A 19,309-nucleotide genomic window follows, 5' to 3' on the forward strand; every position below is an offset into this window, starting at 1 on the left:
AACGATCGAGCCTGAAGAATGCGGCAACTACTTCGCGAATGCTGGATACGCTGCCATCAAAACATGAAAGACTCTAGATCGGCGGGACAGCGCCCCGCTCTGGCTTGCCAGCCATTCCCCACGAGAGGGGGAATCACGCGCTCATGGATTCAAAGCGCCTTCACCGACACCTTCACCGGCTTCTCGATCTCGAGCGGGTTGCGCAGCGGCAGTCCGAAATCCCCGGCCTCGATCTCGAACACGTCGCCGGCTTCCGTCTTGATGCCGTCGGCGAAGGATAGCGTCGCTGTGCCGAACATATGCACATGCACGTCGCCAGGCTGGCGGAAGGCCGAATATTTGAAGTGGTGGTGTTCGAGATTGGCGATGGTGTGGGACATGTTCGTTTCACCCGACAGGAAGGGCTTTTCCCACAATGCCTTGCCGTCGCGCAGGATACGCGACGTGCCGCGGATGTCCGAAGGCAGGTCTCCGATCAGGATCTCCGGGCCGAAGGAGGCATTGCGCAGCTTGGAATGGGCGAGGAAGAGATAGTTGACGCGCTCGGTCACATGGTCCGAGAATTCGTTCGACAAGGTGAAGCCGACGCGGAATGGCGCCCCGTCATCGCCGATGACATAGATGCCGGCGACCTCGGGTTCCTCGCCGGCATCCTTGGCAAAGGCCGGCGACATGAGCGCCGCGCCAGGCGCGACCGCCATGGTCCCGTTGCCCTTGTAGAACCATTCCGGCTGCACGCCGACCTGGCCTTTCGCGGGCTTGCCGCCTTCCAGTCCCATGCGGAACATCTTCATGGAATCGGTGAGTTGCTCCTCGCCGTCGGTGCTGAGCTTCTTGTGCATGGAATCGCGCGTCGCGGCCGACCCCAGATGCGTCAGCCCGGTGCCGGTCAGGTGCAGATGCGCCGGGTCGGGGTGATTGATCGGCGACAGCAGGCGCCCCCTTTTGTAGGCGGCGTCGAGATCGATCGTCTCGCCAAGCCCCTTGCGTTCGATCAGGGCGGCCAGGCCGACGCCGGTGCGGGCAGCCTCCATCGCCAGCGAATAGACGCTGCGCGCCCCGTTGATGATCCGGGTCTTCCCGCCGCTGCGGGCAACGACACGGATCGTCTCGGCGTCGTCGAGAATCTGCGAGATCAGCATGATCAGTCCTCTCTCATTTATCTGTATCCGGCTGCCAATGGGCAAATCCTGACCGGCGCGGCGCGGAAACGCGCCACGGTTGAAACGCTTCGTCCGGATTGCGTTCGCGAGCCTGGTCCTTCCCCGGACTTCTTGGTGCCGACGGGCTGCCGGCAGCTTCGCGATCTAGAACCCGTATGCCTCCTAGTCCTCGCCCCAGCCCTCAAGCCTTGTTCTTGTTGTAGACGTCGAAGATCACGGCCCCGAGCAGCACCAGGCCCTTGACCACCTGCTGCCAGTCGACATTGACGCCCATGATCGACATGCCGTTGTTCATCACGCCCATGATGAAGCCGCCGACCACCGCGCCGATGACCTGGCCGACGCCGCCCATCGCCGAGGCGCCGCCGATGAAGACGGCCGCGATCACGTCGAGCTCGCTGCCGAGGCCCGCGGCCGGCACGGCCTGGCCGAGACGTGCGGCGATGATCAGCCCGCCGAGCGCCGACAGAACGCCCATATTGACGAACACCCAGAGCGTCAGCCTTTCGGTGTTGATGCCCGACAGTTGCGCCGCCTTGGCGTTGCCTCCCATGGCGTAGATGCGGCGGCCGATGGTCATGCGCTTGGTGACGAAGACGAACAGCGAGATCAGCACGCCCATCACCAGGAGCACGATCGGCAGGCCCCGATAGGTCGCGAACTGGAAGATCAGGAAGAGCGCCAGCGCGCTGCCGACCAGGGTCTTGATGACGAACAGGGTGAAAGGCTCGGCCTCATAACCGTGGAGTTCGCGCTTGCGTCGCGTCCTGAAGCCGAAATAGGCGTAGGCGAGCACCGCGATCAGGCCCAGCACGACTGTCGTCATGTGAAGCGTCAGGCCACTGCCCAAAACGGTCTTGCCGGCCGCGTTCACCGTCGGCGGGATCAGGGTCAGCGGGCCGATCACATCGGGGATGAAACCGGAACTCAGCGCCTTGAAACTGTCGGGAAGCGGGCCGACCGAGGAGCCGCCGCCAAGCAGCGCCTGGCAGATGCCGCGGAAGATCAGCATGCCGGCGAGCGTCACGATGAAGCTTGGTATGCGGTGATAGGCGATCCAGTACCCTTGCGCGCCACCGATCAACCCGCCGACGATGAGGCAGACGATCGAGACAACGAGCGGATTGCTGAATATGCCGAGCGGCCAGATGACCATCATCATGGCGGCAAGCGCGCCGATGAAGCCGGCGACCGATCCTACGCTGAGATCGATATAGCCGGCGACGATGACCAGCAGCATGCCGAGCGCCATCACGATGATGAACGAGTTCTGCTGCACCAGGTTGCTGAGGTTGACCGGTTTGAACAGCGTTCCCGACGTCGTGTACTGGAAGAACAGCATGATGACGATCAGCGCGATGATCAGGCCGTATTCGCGCAGGTTCGTCGTCAGCGCCGAGACGGCGACGCGAGGACCCTGCTTGACGTCCTCGGCGGTGCCGCTTTGCGGTGCGGGAGCGCTGTCTGTGCTCATGATGCTTTTCCTTCTCCGCGAACAATGGCGCGCATGATTTTTTCCTGGCTGGCGTCGCTTGCCGCCATTTCGCCGACGATGCGCCCTTCGTTCATGACATAGATTCTGTCGGTGATGCCGAGCAATTCCGGCATTTCAGACGAGATGACGATGATCGCTTTGCCCTCGGCGGCGAGGCGGGCGATGATTGTATAGATTTCGTACTTGGCGCCGACGTCGATGCCGCGCGTCGGCTCATCGAGGATCAGGACTTCCGGGTCGGCGAACAGCCATTTCGACAGCACCACCTTCTGCTGGTTGCCGCCAGAGAGGTTGCCGGTCAGCTGATAGACGCTGGAGGCGCGGATATTGGTCTTCTTGCGATAGTCGTTGGCGACGCTCATTTCGCGCATATCGTCGATCACGCCGCCACTGGAAACGCCGCCGAGGTTGGCCAGCGTCACATTGTGCTTGATATGGTCGATGAGGTTCAGCCCATAGGTCTTGCGGTCCTCGGTGACATAGGCGATGCCGTTCTGCACGGCCTTGCCCACTGTGGAAAGGTCCACGGGCTTGCCGTTGAGCAGCACCTCGCCGCTGATGCGCCGGCCATAGGAGCGGCCGAACAGGCTCATGGCGAATTCGGTGCGACCGGCGCCCATCAGTCCCGCTATGCCGACAACTTCGCCCTTGCGCACCTTGAGGTCGATGCTCTTGATCACTTGCCGTTCGGCATGGATCGGGTGGTAGACGGACCAGTCCTTGACCTCGAAAATGACGTCGCCGATGCTAGGTTCGCGCGGCGGGTAGCGATCGTCGAGGGATCGGCCGACCATCGAGGTGATGATGCGGTCCTCGCTGATGTCCTTCCTCGGCAATGTCTCGATCGTGCGCCCGTCGCGGATCACCGTCACCTTGTCGGCGACGCGGTTCACCTCGTTGAGCTTGTGGGAGATCAGGATCGAGGTCATGCCCTGCCGCTTGAACTCGAGCAATAGATCGAGCAGCGCCTGGCTGTCCTTCTCGCTGAGCGATGCTGTCGGCTCGTCGAGGATCAGCAGCTTCACTTCCTTGCTGAGCGCCTTGGCGATCTCGACCAGCTGCTGCTTGCCGACGCCGATATGGGTGATCAGCGTCTTGGGGTCTTCCTTGAGCCCGACTTTTTTCAAAAGCTCGGCCGTGCGCGCCTCGTTGGCGTCCCAGTCGATGACGCCGTATCTGGCGTGCTCGTTGCCGAGGAAAATGTTCTCGGCGATCGACAGCATCGGCACCAGCGCAAGCTCCTGGTGGATGATGACGATGCCCTTGTGTTCGCTGTCATGGATGCCCTTGAACTGGCATTCCTGGCCCTGAAAGATGATCTGGCCATCATAGGTGCCGGAGGGATAGACGCCCGAAAGCACCTTCATCAGTGTCGATTTCCCGGCGCCGTTCTCGCCGACCACGGCATGGATTTCGCCTTCCTCGACGCGGAGGTTGACGTTCGACAGCGCCTTCACGCCGGGGAACGTCTTGGTGATGTCGCGCATCTCCAAAATCGTCGAGGTCATCAGGGCAAGCTCCTCCTAGACTTTCTTTTTTAGGCGATTCCTGACGGAAAACCGCTGCGCAATTTTCCGGGAATGGCTCTAGGCCGGCAGAGACAATACCGGGGCCGCTTGTGAACGAAAAGGGGCCCTGCGTCGCGCAGGACCCCTGCCTTTGTAACCGGGATTACTTCAGGTCTTCGGCCTTGATGTAGCCGGAGTCGACGACCAGGGCCTGGTAGTTCGACTTGTCGACCTCATGCGGCGTCAGCAGGATCGAGGGAACCACCTTGACGTCGTTGTTGTAGGTCTTTTCGTCGAGGCCTTCCGGCTTGCCGCCGGAGAGCACCTTGTCGACCAGCTGCACCGTGGCCTTGGCCAGTTCGCGGGTGTCCTTGAACACGGTCGAGTACTGCTCGCCCGAGATGATCAGCTTGACCGAGGCGGTCTCGGCGTCCTGACCGGTCACGATCGGCCAGGGCTGTGCGTCGGTGCCGTAACCGACAGCGCGCAGCGAGGCGGTGATGCCGCGCGACAGGCCGTCATAGGGCGACAGAACGCCATCGACGCGGCTGCCGTCCGAGTAGTTGGCCGACAGAAGGTTGTCCATGCGCGCCTGGGCGGTAGCGGCGAGCCAGCGCAGCGTGCCGACCTTGTCCATGCCGGTCTGGCCGGACTTGATCTTGATCGAGCCGTCGTCGATCAGCGGCTGCAGGACGGAGATCGCGCCATTGTAGAAGAAGAAGGCGTTGTTGTCGTCGGGCGAGCCGCCGAACAGTTCGACGTTCCACGGCTTGGTATTCGGGAAGCGCTCCTTGAGGCCCTTGACCAGCGAATTCGCCTGGATCACGCCGACGCCGAAATTGTCGAAGGTGGTGTAATAGTCGACATTCTTGGTCTTCTTGATCAGGCGGTCATAAGCGACGACAACGACGCCCGCGTCGTTGGCCTTCTGCAGCGCATCCGACAGCGTGGTGCCGTCGATCGAGGCGATGATCAGCGCCTTCGGACCCTTGGTGATTTCGTTTTCCAGCTGGCTGAGCTGGTTGGGGATGTCGTCCTGCGCGTATTGCAGGTCGACAGTGTAGCCGAGCGCCTCGAGCTGGGATTTGACGGCGTCGCCGTCATTGATCCAGCGTTGCGAGGTCTTGGTCGGCATCAGCACGCCGACAAGACCCTTGTCGGCCGCGTGCGCCTGATAGGTCATGGCAGCGATGCCAAGGGCCGCCACGGCGGCCAGCGTCTTGATAATCTTCACATTACTCTCCCTGGTTGATGGACGCGACACCTCGGGGCTTCGCGGGCCGCGCAGCCAGACAGGAGCGCAAACGCGCCGCTGTCGGCATTATCGATCTCCGGTATCCTCCCAATCGGCTCCGCGACGCAGTTTCAATCGATACGATTTTGATCGCTACCGACCCTTGCGTCCCGGAACGCGCGAAGGGTGGGTCCCTTTGCCATAACTGTCAAATGCGATCTTTGGTGGTTGCTATACCGAAACCGGTATGATCTAGCATCCGGAAAGCAATCGGCGAGAAAGCTGGAGATCATGGCGGCATTGCGCGATCCGGATGCGATTCCAGTAAGTTACGAGAAGCTCCCGGGAGACGGTGAGACACTCCTGCGCAGTGGTTTGAGCTTGCGCCACATGCGCATGATCGCCGCCCTCGACGATCACGGACGGGTGAGCGCCGCGGCCCAGGTCATGAACATCTCCCAGCCGGCCGCTTCGCGCATGATCGCCGAGATGGAGGCGGTGCTCGACGTGAAGCTGTGCGAACGGCTGCCGCGCGGAGTGACCCTCACTCCCTATGGCCAGGCGCTTGCCAGGCGGGCCCGCTCGATCCTGCTCGAGATGCGCGAAGCCGACCGCGAGATTGCCGAGCTCAAGGCTGGCAAGGGCGGTTCGGTGTTCCTCGGCGCCGTGACCGCGCCGGCGATCGAATTGGCGGTGCCGGCGATCCGTGAAATCCGCCGCATCTACCCGCGCATCGAGATCACCATGCAGGTCGAGACGTCGAACGTGCTCGCCCGCGAGCTGATCGGCTCGCGCCACGACTTCATCATCGCCCGCATTCCCGACGACCTCAATCCACGACTGTTCGAATCCCGTGTGATCGGCGTCGAGAAGGCCTGCCTGATCGTGCGCCGCGGCCACCCGCTCGCCGGAGGCAATGTGGTGCGGCTGGAAGACACCGCTGCCTATGACTGGGTGTTCCAGTCGGGCGGTTCGCCCTTGCGTCAAGCGATGGAGAGCAACTTCCTGAACCGCAACATCGCGCTGCCGGACCGGATCTTGAACACCAGTTCGCTGCTGCTCACGCTGGTCATGGTCGCGCAATCCGATGCCATCGCGCCGGTCTCGGTGCAGGTGGCGAAGTTCATCCAGAACCCGGACGGGCTTGCCGGCGCCATCGATGTCGTCCAAACCGAATTCGACATCGAGGTCAGGCCTTACAGCCTGATCACCGTCAGGAATCGCGTACTGTCGCCGGCTGCCAAAATGCTGCATGATTTCATCCTGCGCGAAGTGGGGTGATGGAACGAGAACCGCTGCCGCGCGTTCAAACCGTTCGGCATGCGCGCTGGAGCCCGTTGCGGGCGAGGAAACGAGGTGTCGACGATTAACAACTCGGGAGGTTTTTATGGAACGTCGGTTGTTTCTTACTGGAATGCTTGGCCTCGCGGGGGCAGCGGCGTTTGCGAGCGTGGCCGGACCCGGCCGCGCGGTAGCCGGTGTTCCCCAGGGAAACGGAATTCTCGATGAACTGGACAAGCCGGATCCGGCTGTCTTCGAAGGGGATGAAGCGGTCGAGGTAGAGCAGGTCTCGCATCGCGACTGGCATTTTCGCCGCCATCATGGCCACGATGGCTACTGGCGTCGTCGCCACGGGCGTCGCCGCGGCTGGAGACGAGTTTGCCGCAGCTACTGGCGCCATGGCCGCCGCCGTACCCGCTGCTGGCGCGAGCGCGTCTGGCTCCGCGTATGGCTGTAATCTCTTCTTGCTGACGCTAAGCCGGCCACCGCAGGTGGCCGGCACCTGTGTTCAGTCTCTTCAAGTCCGGCGTTGATTACCCAACTGTAACGTGTTTGGGACTCGCACTTTTGCCTAGCTGCCGCCGAATCGGCGGAACCATATGAGCCTTTGTCCGTTGAAGCCTGTTGAAAGCGGAGCTTTGACCATGCCGAGGGACCACCAAGAAGAACGGCATTCTGCAATCAAGATCATGCGTGCCGCGGAGAAGCGGCACGCATGAAGGGCGTCGCCATACTGACCGAAGCCCGCAGCGGCTCCGAATGGCTTGGCAGTCTCACGAACAGCACGGGATTGTTGGGCAAGTCGGCCGAGTGGCTCGATACGGCCAATCTGGGGTGCAAGCCGAAATCCTTCGATGACCTGATGTCCGCCGTGATCGATCGCGGCGGAACCGCAAACGGCACGTTCGCCGTGAAACTGTTTCCGCGGCATCTTCACTGGTCGCAGGCCAGATATGGAGTTGACTTCCTCGCTGAATGCAGCCGGCGCCATGCCATGGGCTTGGTCCTGTTGGAGCGGCGGGACCGCCTTCGCCAGGCGATTTCCTATTGCCGGGCAAAGGCGTCGGGGCACTGGAAAAGTACGATGGACGGCGCCGATCTGGTTCCGCGATACGACTTCGCCGGCATCTGCCAGGCCTATTTCCTGATCGAGCAGAGCTATGCCTTCTGGGAAGCTTACCTGCGGCTGGCCGACCTGGCATACGATCACTTTTTTTATGAGGATTTGTTGGACGATCCTCGGCCGTACGTTGCGTCGGTGGCCCGGCAGTTGTCGGTTGAAATGCCGGACGGAGAGTTCGAAACGAATTTACGCCTGCAGCGGGACGATCTCACCGAAGATTGGGCGGAGCGGTTCCGCAACGACGTCAAATCGGAAGACTTGCTGGCGCATCTGCCCAGGAAGGTGGCGCCGCGGAACATCAACAATCTCGCCCGGTTCCTCCTCAAGAAGCAGATGCTAACCGGACAGGCCTAGGCGAATCCCGATAGTGCTGCCAATCGGACAGGGGCCGGGCTAGGCAATCGGCTTTTCGCATCAAGCTGGAGCGGGTAGCGGGAATCGAACCCGCGCGTTCAGCTTGGGAAGCTGACAGGCTACCATTACATCATACCCGCGCTGCAGCCTCGTTATCATGACGGCATGGCCTCGGGCAATCGCAAACCGGTCTCACAAGGCGGGCTTCGCCAGCTCACCGGTGACGGTCGGCGTTGGTTCCCTGGCCTTTGCGACTTCGCCGCCGGCGGCGAAGCTCGGCCAGTATTTCGAGATGGCCAGCGTCGCGCCGGCGGAAGAGAAATGGCCATAGTCGAAATAGAGAAACTGCTTGCTGCCGGCATCCGCATAGGAGCAACCGGTTGCGTCGCACAGATAGGTGAGCGGGTCGATGAAGGTCGCGCCGTTGGCGAAGAGTTGCACCTGCTTGTTGATGTCGGGATCCATGGCCATCGGCCAGGATGTATTCGCGGCGCCCTCGTGTTTTGCAAAGAAAGCGATCTTCTGGACGTCGGCGATGAACTCCGGAGACTGGCCGATGACATAGACCTTGACACCCATGTCGCGCAGCCGGTCGATCGTCGTCTGCAGGCCGTCGAAGCCCCTGGCCTGGTAGTCGGTCCATCGACCGCTCAGGATCACCGCCTGGATGTTGGCATCGCGGATGATCGACAGCGCCCGTTCGTTGAAGCGGGTGCAGGCCGGCCGGGCATAGGAAAAATAGCTCAGGTTGGGTGGGCAGCCGGCATAGGTATATTGGACGACGTTGGCCTGGATTTTCTGCGCGTTGGCTTCCAGGCCCGATACGTAGTGAGCCGCGAAGGAATCGCCCCACAGCAGCACATTGGTGGCAAAGCCGTGCGTGCGCGTGCAGTCGGCAAGGTTCCAATCCTCGATCCGGCTCGCACCCTCATTGAAGCAGACACCGTTGCGCCAGTCGCCCACCAGGATCCGTTGCGTCGAGAAATCCGGGAACCGCTGCGGAAAGCCCTTGCCCAGCACACCGGCCAGACCGCCGACACACAGCAGGGCGATCGCCGTCGCCGAAAAGGCGAAGATCGGCAACGGGGCGGTGAAGGCCCGCTTCCGCCGGAAAGGCTGCTCGACATATTTCCACGAGAAGGTCGCCAGGGCGACGCTGGCCACCGTCATCGCGACGATCATCGGCACCGAGATGGCCTTCAGCGAGAGGTAGTGGACGAAGGAGTTGATCGGCCAGTGAACAAGGTAGAGCGAATAGGAGATGAGGCCGATCCAGACCATCGGGGCGAACTGAAGCACACGCGTGGCGAGGGGCACGGGTCGGTTCGCATGGTTCTGGCCCGCATAGATCAGCAGGGCCGTTCCGACGCAGGGAAACAGGGCGTTATAGCCCGGAAACGGGTCGCTCTCCGAGATCGTCAGGAAGCCGAAGCCGAGCAGTGCAAAGCCGGCCAAGCCGATCAGTTCCGTCGCCGGCCGGCTGGCAAGTGGCGGTGGCCTTTTCAGCATCAGCATGGCGCCCAGCGCCAGTTCCCAGATGCGTGTCGGCAGCAGGTAGAAGCCGGCGGTCGGCGCCAGCGTGGTCGCCATCACCGCCAGGGCAAAACTGCCGATGGTGATGGGCAGAAGTATCGTCAGCCAGCGCTTCGAGGCATAGCGATAGATCAGATAAACCAGGATCGGCGCGAAGATGTAGTACTGTTCCTCGACCGAAAGCGACCATGTGTGCAGCAGCGGCCGCAGTTCGGCGTCGATCGAAAAATAGTTCGTCGTCTTCCAGAAATAGATGTTCGACCAGAAGGTCGAGGCAGCGATCACGCTGAGGCTGAACTCGTGCAGGTCCGACGGCAGGAGGATGAACCATGCCGCGATGCTTGCAAGCAGGATGACGAAGGTCAGCGCCGGCAGGATGCGCCGTGCGCGGCGCCAGTAGAAGCGGCCTATCGAAAACTGGCCGCGCTCGAGATCATCCAGCAAGCTGCCGCTGATCAGATAGCCCGATATGACAAAGAAAATATCGACGCCGGTGAATCCCCCTGGGATGGCGGACACGCCAAAATGAAAGAGCACCACGGGCAGCACGGCAACGGCCCGCAGGCCGTCGATGTCGCGCCTGTAGTTCATTCGGACAGTCCGCGGCTCGCGGCCCGCCGATCTCGTGCGAAGCATGCCACGCCGCTCATGCGACGATGCCTTGGTTGTGCGAAAAATCGTGACGCCGTGGGGTTCACAGGCTCTCCTCTGCGAAACGATTTTGCTGCACTGCAACATGAGTGTCAAGCCGGAACGCCATGCTTTGGACGCCGGCGCAGCCGGTTTGGAAGCGCCCGATCAGGTTGCCGGCAGGTAGATCACGGCATAGTCATCGGCATAGACCCGCTTCCAGCCCAACTCGGCGAAGAAGGGGATGCGGGTATCCGCGGCTGTAAGCAGTGCCCAGCCGATGGCGTATTTCTTCAACTGCGCCTCGAGCAGTGGTTTTCCGCCCGTCTGCCCCGTCGCCTCATCCGCTTTCGTGAACCCGCCCAGGAACAGTTGGTCCGTCCTGCCGTCGACATAGGTCTTGATGTCGTGGAAAATCAGTGTGCCGCCGAAATTGTAGGAATTCAGCACATTGCCTGCGAGGTGGTGATCCCTGGCGAACGCAAGGGCGCCGCTGGCTGATGTCTTCGGGCTCGGCGCGACCTGGTAGGCATTGTTGAGCCCAAGCATCGCAACGACCAGCGACACCGCCGTCGCGCCGCCGAGCAGATGGAATCGGCTGGCGAAGAATTTTTCCAGTCCATCGCGCTCTTCTTTCAGCCAGGCGCCTGCGGACAGGGCGGGATATTGGCGCGCGACCTCGACCGCGACCACCAGGGGAACAAGCAGGAAGAACAGATAGACGAACCGCAGATGCGAAAGGTAGACGTGCAAGGTGAAGACGATGAACAACGCCTTCGCCCAGCCGATCCGTAGCCTCGATGTCAGAAGCCCGAAAAAGGCCAGCAGTATCGCGGCTTCCTGGAGGACCTGTTCCTGGGCATTGAACGGCCGCCACTCCAGGATCAGAGGCACCGCCTCATTGCCATAGGCGACGGTGAGCGTGGCCAGGATGGCCTGCACGCCATAAGGGTGTATCAGGCTGACCAACGGACAGAGCAGGCCAAACGCCACCCACTTCGCCAAAAGTGCGGGTTTCGACAGGCCGGTGCGCGCCAGGAGATCGAGGCCGGCGAAGGCGGCGATGATGAAGCTCAGGGTGAACGTGGCATGCAGGTTCGCCCACAATACGACCAGACCGAGCAGCCAGAGCGGCGGCGCCTTCTCGTCCTGCGCGGCACGAAACAGCATCGTCGTCCAGACGACGATGATCGGCAAGGTAAAGACATGCGGGCGCGCCGTATAGATCGGGCTGATCAGGAAGGCCGCGACGAATGCCAGCGCTACGGCCAGGACCGGTTTCAGGTGCGCGCTGAGGAACCATCCCGACAGGAAGACCGCGAGACAGATCGTGCCGATGATCAGCGTGACGACGCCGTTCCAGCCACCCGCGCTGTAGGCAAGGGCCAGCAGAACCTGCCCCAGCCATTCCTTGGCAATCCACGGTTGGCCGGCGAAGGTGTAGGAATACGTGTCGACGGTCGGAAGCGTTCCGTTTGCCAGGAAATCCAGCCCCACCTTGACATGCCACCAGCTGTCGGGGTCCTGCAGGGTTGCGCTGGCAAAGGTTGCCAGAACCGTCGCCATGACACCGGCGCCGATCAGGCAGAATATCAGCCTGGCGCGCTGTGCGTCCTCGAGCGGCGAGAACACTGGAACGATTGCCTCGACCTTGTTCATGTCGCCGCTCCAGGGGATTTCATGTCGATCGCGACCAAGACAGTGTCCTTTGCCGCGCCGACGAAGACGAAACGGGCCGAGCCGAGATAGAAGAGGACCGAGTAGAGGCAGTTTCCCGCCAGGTGGACAAACGGATTTTCGACGATGCCGGCGGACATGGCGGCGACCACTATCGTCAGGTTTGCGGTATAAGCCACAACGAAGGCAAGCGCATACCGCACGGCCGTGCCGGAGCGAAAACCGCCCGCGCGGCCGAAGGTCCAGCGGCGGTTGAGGAAGAAGCCAAGGACAAGGCCGCCGGCATAGCCGGTCATGTTGGCGGCGATGTCGCCAAGGCCCAGCTTCAGCCCGGCCAGGATAAGACAATAGCCCAGCGCCGTGTTGAGCAGCCCGACCGCGCCAAACCGCAGCATCCGCGAAAAGCCGGCCGGAACAGCCGACCATATCCCGCCCATGGCGTGCCCGTTACCCACGGTCGACCCTACCTCAACGACGCGCCGCCCGTTTCACTATTTCCTGGAGGCGGTGGACCGGCAGGTCCTGGTCCTCGGCCGCCGCCTGGCTTCGTGAAACGATTTCGCTGACGAAATAAAGCGGTCGCCGCTTCGTCTCCATGTACATGCGGCCGAGATACTCGCCGAAAATGCCCAGCACCAGAAGCTGGACGCTGCCCAGGATAAGCATGATCGCGGCAAGGCTCGTCCAGCCCGGCAGAACATTGCCGATAGACCATTCGAACAGCGTATAGCCAAGCACGACCAGGCCGAGCAGGCCGAACATCATGCCCAGCAGCGAAGCGAAGCGCAAAGGCACGATCGAAAAGCTGGTCATGGCGTCGACCGCCAGAAGAACCATCTTCTTCAGCGGGTAGTGCGTTGCGCCGGCAAAGCGCCGCTGCCGTTCATAGGGAAAGGCGGCCTGCCTCAGCCCGATCCAGCTCACCATGCCGCGAATAAACCTGTAGCGTTCGGGCATCGCGATCAGATGGTCCAGCGCGCGCCGGCTCATCAGCCGGAAATCTCCGGAGTCCGGCGCGATCTCGACATCGACCATCCGGCCGAGCAGGCGGTAGAACATCGAGGCGGAGGCCAGCTTGAACCAGCTTTCGCCCTCCCGTTTTACCCTTTGGCCGTAGACCACGTCGAAGCCTTCATCCATCTTCGCCATCATCGCGCCAAGCAGTTCGGGCGGATCCTGAAGGTCGGCGTCGAGAATGAGGATGCGTTGGCCGCGGCAGAATTCCAGCCCGGCGCTCAAGGCGATCTGATGGCCGTAGTTGCGGGCAAGGTCGATGGCGACCACATGGTCGTCTTTTTCGGCCAGTTCGAAAACGGCCTCACGGGTTCCGTCGGTCGCTCCATCGATGACGAGCACGACCTCGTAGGAGAGGCTTTGCTCGAGGCATGCCGCGCTGACGCGTCGATGAAGCTCCGCCACGCCGTCGCGCTCATTGTAGCAAGGCACGACGACCGACAATATGGGTGCGCGGTGCGCGCCGATTTTTCCCGTTCCCACCAAAGCCTGGCTCCCGCTTTGGAATGGCAATAGCGGCAATTGGTTAGAAAACAGAAAACAGGTAAGCCGGGGTCGCGCGGCCGCCACGCTTTTGGCGGCGCCGATGGCACGTGTCACGAACGAACCGGCAGTTCCATGCGGATGCGGGCACCGCGCCATGAGCCCGCCAGGATCCGGCTTTCACCAGCTGCGGCAGAGCAGAGCGCCCTCCCGATGGCGCCCAACATCTGCCGCGGCTTATCAATTCCCCCGCACCGGCCCCTGGCGGCTTGATGGATGGCCGCCAAGCACGTATCTCTGCGCCGTGCCCATGAGTCGGGGCATCTCAATCGGGAGACGGCCTTGTCCGCACTGACGCGCTTTCTCGGCGACTCGCCGCTCAGGATTATTCTGAAGCTGCTAGTGGTATCCTTTCTCGTCGGCCTGGTTATGAACGCTTTCGGTTGGTCGCCGATGGACGTGTTCTACGGCATCCAGAAGTTCTTCATTGATCTATGGAATCTCGGCTTCCACGCCATCGACCGTTTCCTCGGCTACATCCTGCTCGGTGCCGCGATCGTCGTGCCAGCCTTCATCCTGCTCAGGATCGCCAACTACCGGAAGTGACCTTCAGGCATAATCCGATGCGACCTCGAACAGGATGGCGTGGCGCGCGGCAAGTGCCGGCACATCGGTGGAATAGCCGCCGCCGATGACACCGCAGACGGGAATGCCGAGCGCCCGGAAATGGCCGATGACCATCTTGTCGCGGGCGCGCAGGCCTTTGTCGGAAAGCGACAGCCTGCCGAGCCGGTCCTCGGCATGGACGTCGACGCCGGCATTGTAGAAGACGATGTCCCAACGCGCCTGGGCCGACAGCTCCAGCAGGATGGTATCGAGCCTTTCGACATAGGCGGCGTCGCCCGTGCCGTCGGGCAGGGCGACGTCGAGGTCGGAGGCGATCTTGCGCGCGGGGTAGTTGCGCTCGCCATGCATGGAGAAGGTAAAGGCGCGCGGCTCGTCGCCCAGAATATCCGCCGTGCCGTCGCCCTGGTGCACGTCGAGATCGACCACCAGGATACTGTGTGCCGCGCCCTCCTCAAGCAGCACCAGCGAGGCGACGGCGACGTCGTTGAAAGTGCAGAAGCCGGCGCCTTGCGCGCGCCGCGCGTGATGGCTGCCGCCGGCGGTGTTGCAGGCGATGCCGTGACGCAGGGCAAGCCGCGCCGCCGCCACCGTGCCACCGGCGGCAAGCTGCGCGCGCAACGAGACGCGCGGGCCGACCGGAAAGCCGATCTCGCGCTCGATTTTTTCCGGGACCGAACAACCGAGAACCTGCTCGACATAATCTGCCGCATGGGCGAGCTTAAGCCACGACGCAGGCGCGGGTTCGGCTGTGTTGAGCGCCCCGGCTCCGGCCAGGCCGCGTGCTCGCAAGGCCTCCATCAGCAGCGGATATTTGCTCATCGGAAAGCGATGGCTGGTCGCGAAGCCGGCGTCGTAGTCGGGATGGTGGACGATCTGCAGGGGCATGAACTGGATCGGACGGTTTCGCGCCAGAGCGGGATTTCGGTTGGCCGCCGCGGAAGGGCGATTGCGCGGCGGCCGGAAAATGGGGCACATCGGTTCCCCGATCAAGCCGCAAATCAGCAAGGCAGCAATCCTTTGGACAAGGGCGCCATCCCAACCGAAGCCAGGGCGTTTTCCGTCACCAACCGGTCGGTGCTTGCCATCGCCGTGCCGATGACGCTCGCCTATCTGACGACGCCGCTGCTTGGCCTCGTCGATACGGCTGTTGTCGGCCAGTTCGGTGACGCCGCCTTGCTTGGCGGCCTGGCCGCCGGCGCGCTGGCTTTCGACGTCGTCTTCACCACCTTCAATTTTCTGCGCTCGGGTACCACCGGCCTCGTCGCCCAGGCTTTCGGGCGTGGAGACGCGCTGGAGGAACAGGCGGTGTTCTGGCGCGCCGTGCTGATCGCGGTCGTTGCCGGTGTCGTGCTGGCAGCGCTTTCACCGCTCATCGCCGTTGGCGGCCGGTGGTTCATGGACGCCGGGCCACGCGTCAGCGACGCGATGGGTGTCTACATCAGGATCAGGCTGCTTGCCGCCCCGTTCTCGCTGATCAACTACGCCATCCTCGGCTACGTGCTGGGGCGCGGCGAGGGCGGGCTCGGCTTAATCCTCCAACTGGTGCTGAACGGCACCAACATCGCGCTGTGCTTCCTGCTCGGCCTTGAGCTCGGCTGGGGTGTTTCCGGCGTCGCCTGGGCAACCGTCACCGGCGAATTCCTCGCCATGCTGCTTGGTCTCGCGATCGTGGTTCGCCGGTTCCGATCCACCCCGCCCCTGCCTCGGCAGCGCCTGCTCGATATGGGCGCCTTCCTGCGCATGCTGTCGCTCAACCGCGACATCATGATCCGCTCGTTCTCGCTGCTCGCCGCCTTCGCGCTGTTCACCCGCCAGGGCGCGCAGTTCGGCACGGTGACGCTGGCCGCCAATGCGGTGCTGATGAACTTCTTTCTCGTCGCCGGCTATTTCCTCGACGGTTTCGCCACCGCCGCCGAACAACTCGCCGGCCGCGCCGTCGGCGCGCGCTCCGAACAGCCCTTCCGGCAGGCGGTGCGGCTGACCCTGTTCTGGGGCCTTGGTCTGGCCGGTGCCGCGACTCTGGTGCTGCTCATGGCCGGCACCAACCTGATTGCCGTCGTAACGACGTCGCAGCAGGTCCGCGCCGTGGCCGACACATACCTGCCTTGGGCCGCGTTCACCGCGCTGAGCGGTGTGCTCGCCTTCCAGATGGATGGTGTTTTCATCGGCGCGACCTGGTCGCGCGACATGCGCAACATGATGCTCTTGTCATTCCTCGCCTTTGCCGCCGCGCTGATCACGCTGGCGCCCGCCTTCGGCAATCACGGCCTGTGGGCGGCGCTGCACGTCTTTCTGCTGGTGCGTGGATTGAGCCTGCTGACAATTCTGCGGCTGCGGATGCAAACCGCGTTCAGCTGAGCGGCTTCGACGCCCATCGGTCGAGATGGCTGTCGCGCAACTCGCGCATCGACCTGAGTTTTTCCGTCTCGGCAAAACGTGCCATTCCGGCGACGATCCGGCCCGGCAGCGCCGGTCCGCCATAGATCATGCCGGTGTAGAGCTGGACGAGATCGGCGCCGGCGCGGATCTTTTCCAGAGCCGTCTCCATTGAGTTGACACCGCCGACACCGATGATGGCCATTTCGGGCCCGAGCAGCTTGCGCATCCTGGCCAGCACGATGGTCGAGCGCTCGAATAGCGGCTTTCCCGAAAGCCCGCCTGTCTCCCGCGCGGCATCCTCGCTGCGCAGCGCCGGGCGGGAAATGGTTGTGTTGGAAACGATGATGCCGTCGATCTGCTTTTCGATGACCTCGGCGGCGATATCCTCCAGCTCGGCCTCGACCAGGTCAGGCGCGATCTTGAGGAAGATCGGCGGCTGCGCGGACGCTGCAGTGCGCGCGGCCCTGACCCGGGACAATAATTCGCCGAGCTGCTCGCGCGCCTGCATGGTGCGCAGGCCTGGTGTATTGGGCGAGGAAATGTTGACGGTGAGATAGCTGGCATAAGGAGCAAAGCGGGAAACGCCGCTCTCATAGTCGCCGACGCGGTCGGTGCTGTCCTTGTTGGCACCAATGTTGACGCCGACGATGCCGCCGCGCCCCAACCGCGCCACAAGCCTTTTTTCGGCGGCCGCATGGCCCTCATTGTTGAAGCCCAGCCGGTTGATGACAGCTTCATCCGATGTCAGCCGGAAGATGCGCGGCTTCGGGTTGCCGGCCTGCGGCAGCGGCGTCACCGTGCCGACTTCGGCAAAGCCAAAGCCGAGGCCAAGCAGCGCGTCGGGTACTTCGGCGTTCTTGTCGTAGCCAGCCGCCATGCCAAGTGGGTTCGGGAAATCGAGACCGCAAAGGCTGACCTTCAGCCTCGTATCGCGTACCGTCCGCGCACCGCCCGGCAGGCCGCAGCGCAGTGCCGCGATCGACAAGCCATGCGCGGTTTCCGGATCGAAGGTGAACAGCAGTTTCTGGCCGATCCGGTCGAGCACGCTCATTGCCCCTCCAGGGTTGGGAACTGGTGGGTACCGTCGGCCCCAAGCGGCAGCGGCTTGACCCAGAGCACCGCTTTCAGGTCAAGCACGCCGTAGAGGTGCGGAAACAGCGCGCCGCCGCGCGATATTTCGTATTTCAGCGCATCACCCAGGCGGTTTCCGTCGACGGCGACCAGCAGAAGGTCGGTCTGGCCCTGGAAATGCTTTGCCGCGGTTTCCCTGGCCTGCGCCGCCGTCGAAAAATGGATGAAGCCGTCGGCGGTGTCGATCGGCGCTCCGGCGAAGCGGCCTTTGGCTTCGGCCTCGCGCCAAGGCGCTTGCGGAGTTATCTTGTAGATAATCTGTGACATGGTTGCGCTATAATCCGAACCAGTCGCGCGGGGAAGGCCACGCCAAGGGTCTTCCCCATTTCCGGCGCAAACATGCGATATTTGAGGCCTTGGCCATGGAGGACAACATGCGTCTGCAGCACATTTTGATCCCCGCCGCGCTCGTTTCGCTGGTCGCGGCTTCAGCTTATTCGGAAGAAACGGACCGCTACCGGCTGGAAAAGTCGGCCACCGGCTATATCCGCATGGATACGCAGACCGGCGCGATGTCGATCTGCGAGGAGCGTTCGGGCCAGCTCGTCTGCAAGATGGCGGCCGACGAACGCGCCGCCTACCAGGACGAGGTCGATCGCTTGCAGGCCTCGATGAAGGCGATGGACGAGCGCGTCACCAAGCTGGAGAATTCGCTCTCCGCCCGTCTCGAATCGAAACTGCCGAGCGAGGAGGATTTCAACACGACGATGAGCTACATGGAGCGCTTCCTGAAGAGCTTCATGGGCATCGTCAAGGATATGGACAAGGACAGCGGCGACGGCGCCCGGCCCAACTCGCAGAAGACCTGAGCGCCATAGACGAGGGAAAACGCGGCGCGCTGGCTTTGCCGCTTGAAAACAGTGCGCAGCCCCTCATAATCGTCCAACTGATCCCGCAAAAAGCAGTAAATCGGGGATTCGGGGAGGGACATTTGCCGTCAGGCTATTCTTTCGTGATCGCCGACGATCATCCGCTGTTTCGCGGCGCGCTGCGCGAGGCGCTTGCCGGCATCGGCAATGTCGCCGCCATCCATGAGGCCGGTGATTTCGAAAGCGCCAAGGCGCTGGTCGTGGCCAATGAAGATGTCGATCTGGTGCTGCTCGACCTGTCGATGCCCGGCGCCAGCGGCCTCTCCGGCCTGATCTCGTTGCGCGGTATCCATCCTGCGGTGCCGCTGGTCGTGGTGTCGGCGCATGACGACCCGGCGACCATACGGCGTGCGCTCGATCTCGGCGCCTCCGGTTTCATCTCCAAGTCGGCCAGCATGGAGGAAATCCGCGGCGCCGTGCAGTCGGTGCTTGCCGGCGATATCGCGGCACCTGTCGGCGTCGATCTCGGCGTCGAACGCGATCCCGAAATATCGGACCTGATCAAACGATTGCAGACGTTGACCCCGCAGCAGACCCGCGTGCTCGGCATGCTGGCCGAGGGCCTGCTCAACAAGCAGATCGCTTATGAACTCGGCGTCTCCGAGGCGACGATCAAGGCGCATGTCTCGGCCATATTGCAAAAGCTCGGCGTCGACAGTCGCACCCAGGCGGTGATCCTGCTGTCCAAGATAGGCAGCGACCCGCTGCAGCCGGCGGGCTGAGCGCCGGCTGCTTGGCTCAGTCGGAACTTTTAACTTCGGCTCGCCGCATCGACCTGTTCCGATGCGCTCGCCGACATGTTCTGCGC

At 62.7% G+C, this 19,309-nt stretch carries 18 protein-coding genes and 1 tRNA gene; 6 read left to right on the forward strand and 13 right to left on the reverse strand.

Annotated features, from left to right (window positions below; genetic code table 11):
• Nucleotides 1-149: 149 nt before the first annotated feature.
• From araD1 to chvE, 4 genes are all read right to left on the reverse strand, one after another.
• Entirely contained in the window at nt 150-1,142 is a 993-nt protein-coding gene (gene araD1, locus LB554_RS27935) for an AraD1 family protein (protein ID WP_015319285.1), read from the reverse strand.
• Between the two features lie 202 nt (nt 1,143-1,344).
• On the reverse strand, nt 1,345-2,637 hold the full coding sequence (gene mmsB / locus LB554_RS27940; RefSeq protein WP_224588040.1) for a multiple monosaccharide ABC transporter permease: 1,293 nt from the start codon (nt 2,635-2,637) through the stop codon (nt 1,345-1,347).
• The gene (gene mmsA, locus LB554_RS27945; RefSeq protein ID WP_224588042.1) at nt 2,634-4,166 is read right to left on the reverse strand and encodes a multiple monosaccharide ABC transporter ATP-binding protein; all 1,533 of its coding nucleotides are present in this window, start codon (nt 4,164-4,166) and stop codon (nt 2,634-2,636) included. The genes mmsB and mmsA overlap by 4 nt, the downstream gene beginning before the upstream one ends.
• A gap of 163 nt (nt 4,167-4,329) precedes the next feature.
• A complete protein-coding gene (gene chvE / locus LB554_RS27950; RefSeq protein ID WP_015319282.1) occupies nt 4,330-5,400 on the reverse strand; it encodes a multiple monosaccharide ABC transporter substrate-binding protein in 1,071 nt (356 codons plus the stop codon).
• Nucleotides 5,401-5,691: 291 nt separating this feature from the next.
• Between chvE and LB554_RS27955 the strand changes: the two genes are divergently transcribed.
• The gene (locus LB554_RS27955; protein WP_140722844.1) at nt 5,692-6,681 is read left to right on the forward strand and encodes a LysR family transcriptional regulator; all 990 of its coding nucleotides are present in this window, start codon (nt 5,692-5,694) and stop codon (nt 6,679-6,681) included.
• An 85-nt stretch (nt 6,682-6,766) separates the two neighbouring features.
• Here LB554_RS27955 and LB554_RS27960 read toward each other — a convergent pair whose 3' ends face one another.
• Nucleotides 6,767-7,033 (reverse strand): hypothetical protein, encoded by a 267-nt coding sequence (locus LB554_RS27960; RefSeq protein ID WP_181171003.1) that lies wholly within the window; start codon nt 7,031-7,033, stop codon nt 6,767-6,769.
• Between the two features lie 363 nt (nt 7,034-7,396).
• Here LB554_RS27960 and LB554_RS27965 point away from each other — a divergent pair, with 363 nt between their 5' ends.
• Nucleotides 7,397-8,158 carry a Stf0 family sulfotransferase gene (locus LB554_RS27965; RefSeq protein WP_140614736.1) on the forward strand — a complete coding sequence of 254 codons (762 nt, stop codon included), beginning with the start codon at nt 7,397-7,399 and terminating at the stop codon, nt 8,156-8,158.
• A 66-nt stretch (nt 8,159-8,224) separates the two neighbouring features.
• Here the strand turns inward: LB554_RS27965 and LB554_RS27970 are convergent.
• From LB554_RS27970 to LB554_RS27990, 5 genes are all read right to left on the reverse strand, one after another.
• A tRNA-Gly gene (locus LB554_RS27970) sits at nt 8,225-8,298 on the reverse strand.
• A gap of 52 nt (nt 8,299-8,350) precedes the next feature.
• On the reverse strand, nt 8,351-10,282 hold the full coding sequence (locus LB554_RS27975) for an acyltransferase family protein (RefSeq protein ID WP_140660689.1): 1,932 nt from the start codon (nt 10,280-10,282) through the stop codon (nt 8,351-8,353).
• A 207-nt stretch (nt 10,283-10,489) separates the two neighbouring features.
• Entirely contained in the window at nt 10,490-11,980 is a 1,491-nt protein-coding gene (locus LB554_RS27980) for a hypothetical protein (protein WP_140614734.1), read from the reverse strand.
• A complete protein-coding gene (locus LB554_RS27985; protein ID WP_224588043.1) occupies nt 11,977-12,453 on the reverse strand; it encodes a GtrA family protein in 477 nt (158 codons plus the stop codon). The genes LB554_RS27980 and LB554_RS27985 overlap by 4 nt, the downstream gene beginning before the upstream one ends.
• A 13-nt stretch (nt 12,454-12,466) precedes the next feature.
• On the reverse strand, nt 12,467-13,495 hold the full coding sequence (locus LB554_RS27990) for a glycosyltransferase family 2 protein (RefSeq protein ID WP_224588045.1): 1,029 nt from the start codon (nt 13,493-13,495) through the stop codon (nt 12,467-12,469).
• 342 nt (nt 13,496-13,837) lie between these two features.
• Here LB554_RS27990 and LB554_RS27995 point away from each other — a divergent pair, with 342 nt between their 5' ends.
• Nucleotides 13,838-14,101, forward strand: a complete 264-nt coding sequence (locus tag LB554_RS27995; RefSeq protein WP_023770995.1) for a DUF6460 domain-containing protein — start codon at nt 13,838-13,840, stop codon at nt 14,099-14,101.
• 3 nt (nt 14,102-14,104) lie between these two features.
• Here LB554_RS27995 and LB554_RS28000 read toward each other — a convergent pair whose 3' ends face one another.
• Nucleotides 14,105-15,007, reverse strand: coding sequence for a histone deacetylase (locus LB554_RS28000; protein ID WP_224588046.1), 903 nt, complete (start codon nt 15,005-15,007; stop codon nt 14,105-14,107).
• A gap of 132 nt (nt 15,008-15,139) precedes the next feature.
• Between LB554_RS28000 and LB554_RS28005 the strand changes: the two genes are divergently transcribed.
• On the forward strand, nt 15,140-16,480 hold the full coding sequence (locus LB554_RS28005) for an MATE family efflux transporter (protein ID WP_140614730.1): 1,341 nt from the start codon (nt 15,140-15,142) through the stop codon (nt 16,478-16,480).
• Here LB554_RS28005 and LB554_RS28010 read toward each other — a convergent pair.
• Nucleotides 16,473-17,552 (reverse strand): quinone-dependent dihydroorotate dehydrogenase, encoded by a 1,080-nt coding sequence (locus tag LB554_RS28010; protein ID WP_224588048.1) that lies wholly within the window; start codon nt 17,550-17,552, stop codon nt 16,473-16,475. The two genes, LB554_RS28005 and LB554_RS28010, sit on opposite strands and share 8 nt — an antisense overlap.
• A complete protein-coding gene (locus LB554_RS28015) occupies nt 17,549-17,899 on the reverse strand; it encodes a DUF952 domain-containing protein (RefSeq protein ID WP_224588050.1) in 351 nt (116 codons plus the stop codon). Before LB554_RS28015 ends, LB554_RS28010 begins: the two co-directional genes overlap by 4 nt.
• Nucleotides 17,900-18,006: 107 nt before the next feature.
• Between LB554_RS28015 and LB554_RS28020 the strand changes: the two genes are divergently transcribed.
• Nucleotides 18,007-18,441 carry a hypothetical protein gene (locus LB554_RS28020; RefSeq protein ID WP_015319249.1) on the forward strand — a complete coding sequence of 145 codons (435 nt, stop codon included), beginning with the start codon at nt 18,007-18,009 and terminating at the stop codon, nt 18,439-18,441.
• 122 nt (nt 18,442-18,563) lie between these two features.
• Nucleotides 18,564-19,223 carry a response regulator transcription factor gene (locus LB554_RS28025; RefSeq protein ID WP_015319247.1) on the forward strand — a complete coding sequence of 220 codons (660 nt, stop codon included), beginning with the start codon at nt 18,564-18,566 and terminating at the stop codon, nt 19,221-19,223.
• Nucleotides 19,224-19,309 lie beyond the last annotated feature (86 nt).

It is taken from the genome of Mesorhizobium sp. CO1-1-11, assembly GCF_020164995.1.
GTDB lineage: Bacteria > Pseudomonadota > Alphaproteobacteria > Rhizobiales > Rhizobiaceae > Mesorhizobium > Mesorhizobium australicum.

Coding starts and splice junctions, on each gene's coding strand:
- LB554_RS28020 (WP_015319249.1), top strand. CDS start 18,007: ATGCGTCTGCAGCACATTTTGATCCCCGCCGCGCTCGTTTCGCTGGTC.
- LB554_RS27965 (WP_140614736.1), top strand. CDS start 7,397: ATGAAGGGCGTCGCCATACTGACCGAAGCCCGCAGCGGCTCCGAATGG.
- LB554_RS28010 (WP_224588048.1), bottom strand. CDS start 17,552: ATGAGCGTGCTCGACCGGATCGGCCAGAAACTGCTGTTCACCTTCGAT.
- LB554_RS28015 (WP_224588050.1), bottom strand. CDS start 17,899: ATGTCACAGATTATCTACAAGATAACTCCGCAAGCGCCTTGGCGCGAG.
- mmsB (WP_224588040.1), bottom strand. CDS start 2,637: ATGAGCACAGACAGCGCTCCCGCACCGCAAAGCGGCACCGCCGAGGAC.
- araD1 (WP_015319285.1), bottom strand. CDS start 1,142: ATGCTGATCTCGCAGATTCTCGACGACGCCGAGACGATCCGTGTCGTT.
- LB554_RS28000 (WP_224588046.1), bottom strand. CDS start 15,007: ATGCCCCTGCAGATCGTCCACCATCCCGACTACGACGCCGGCTTCGCG.
- LB554_RS27980 (WP_140614734.1), bottom strand. CDS start 11,980: ATGAACAAGGTCGAGGCAATCGTTCCAGTGTTCTCGCCGCTCGAGGAC.
- mmsA (WP_224588042.1), bottom strand. CDS start 4,166: ATGACCTCGACGATTTTGGAGATGCGCGACATCACCAAGACGTTCCCC.
- LB554_RS27955 (WP_140722844.1), top strand. CDS start 5,692: ATGGCGGCATTGCGCGATCCGGATGCGATTCCAGTAAGTTACGAGAAG.
- LB554_RS27975 (WP_140660689.1), bottom strand. CDS start 10,282: ATGAACTACAGGCGCGACATCGACGGCCTGCGGGCCGTTGCCGTGCTG.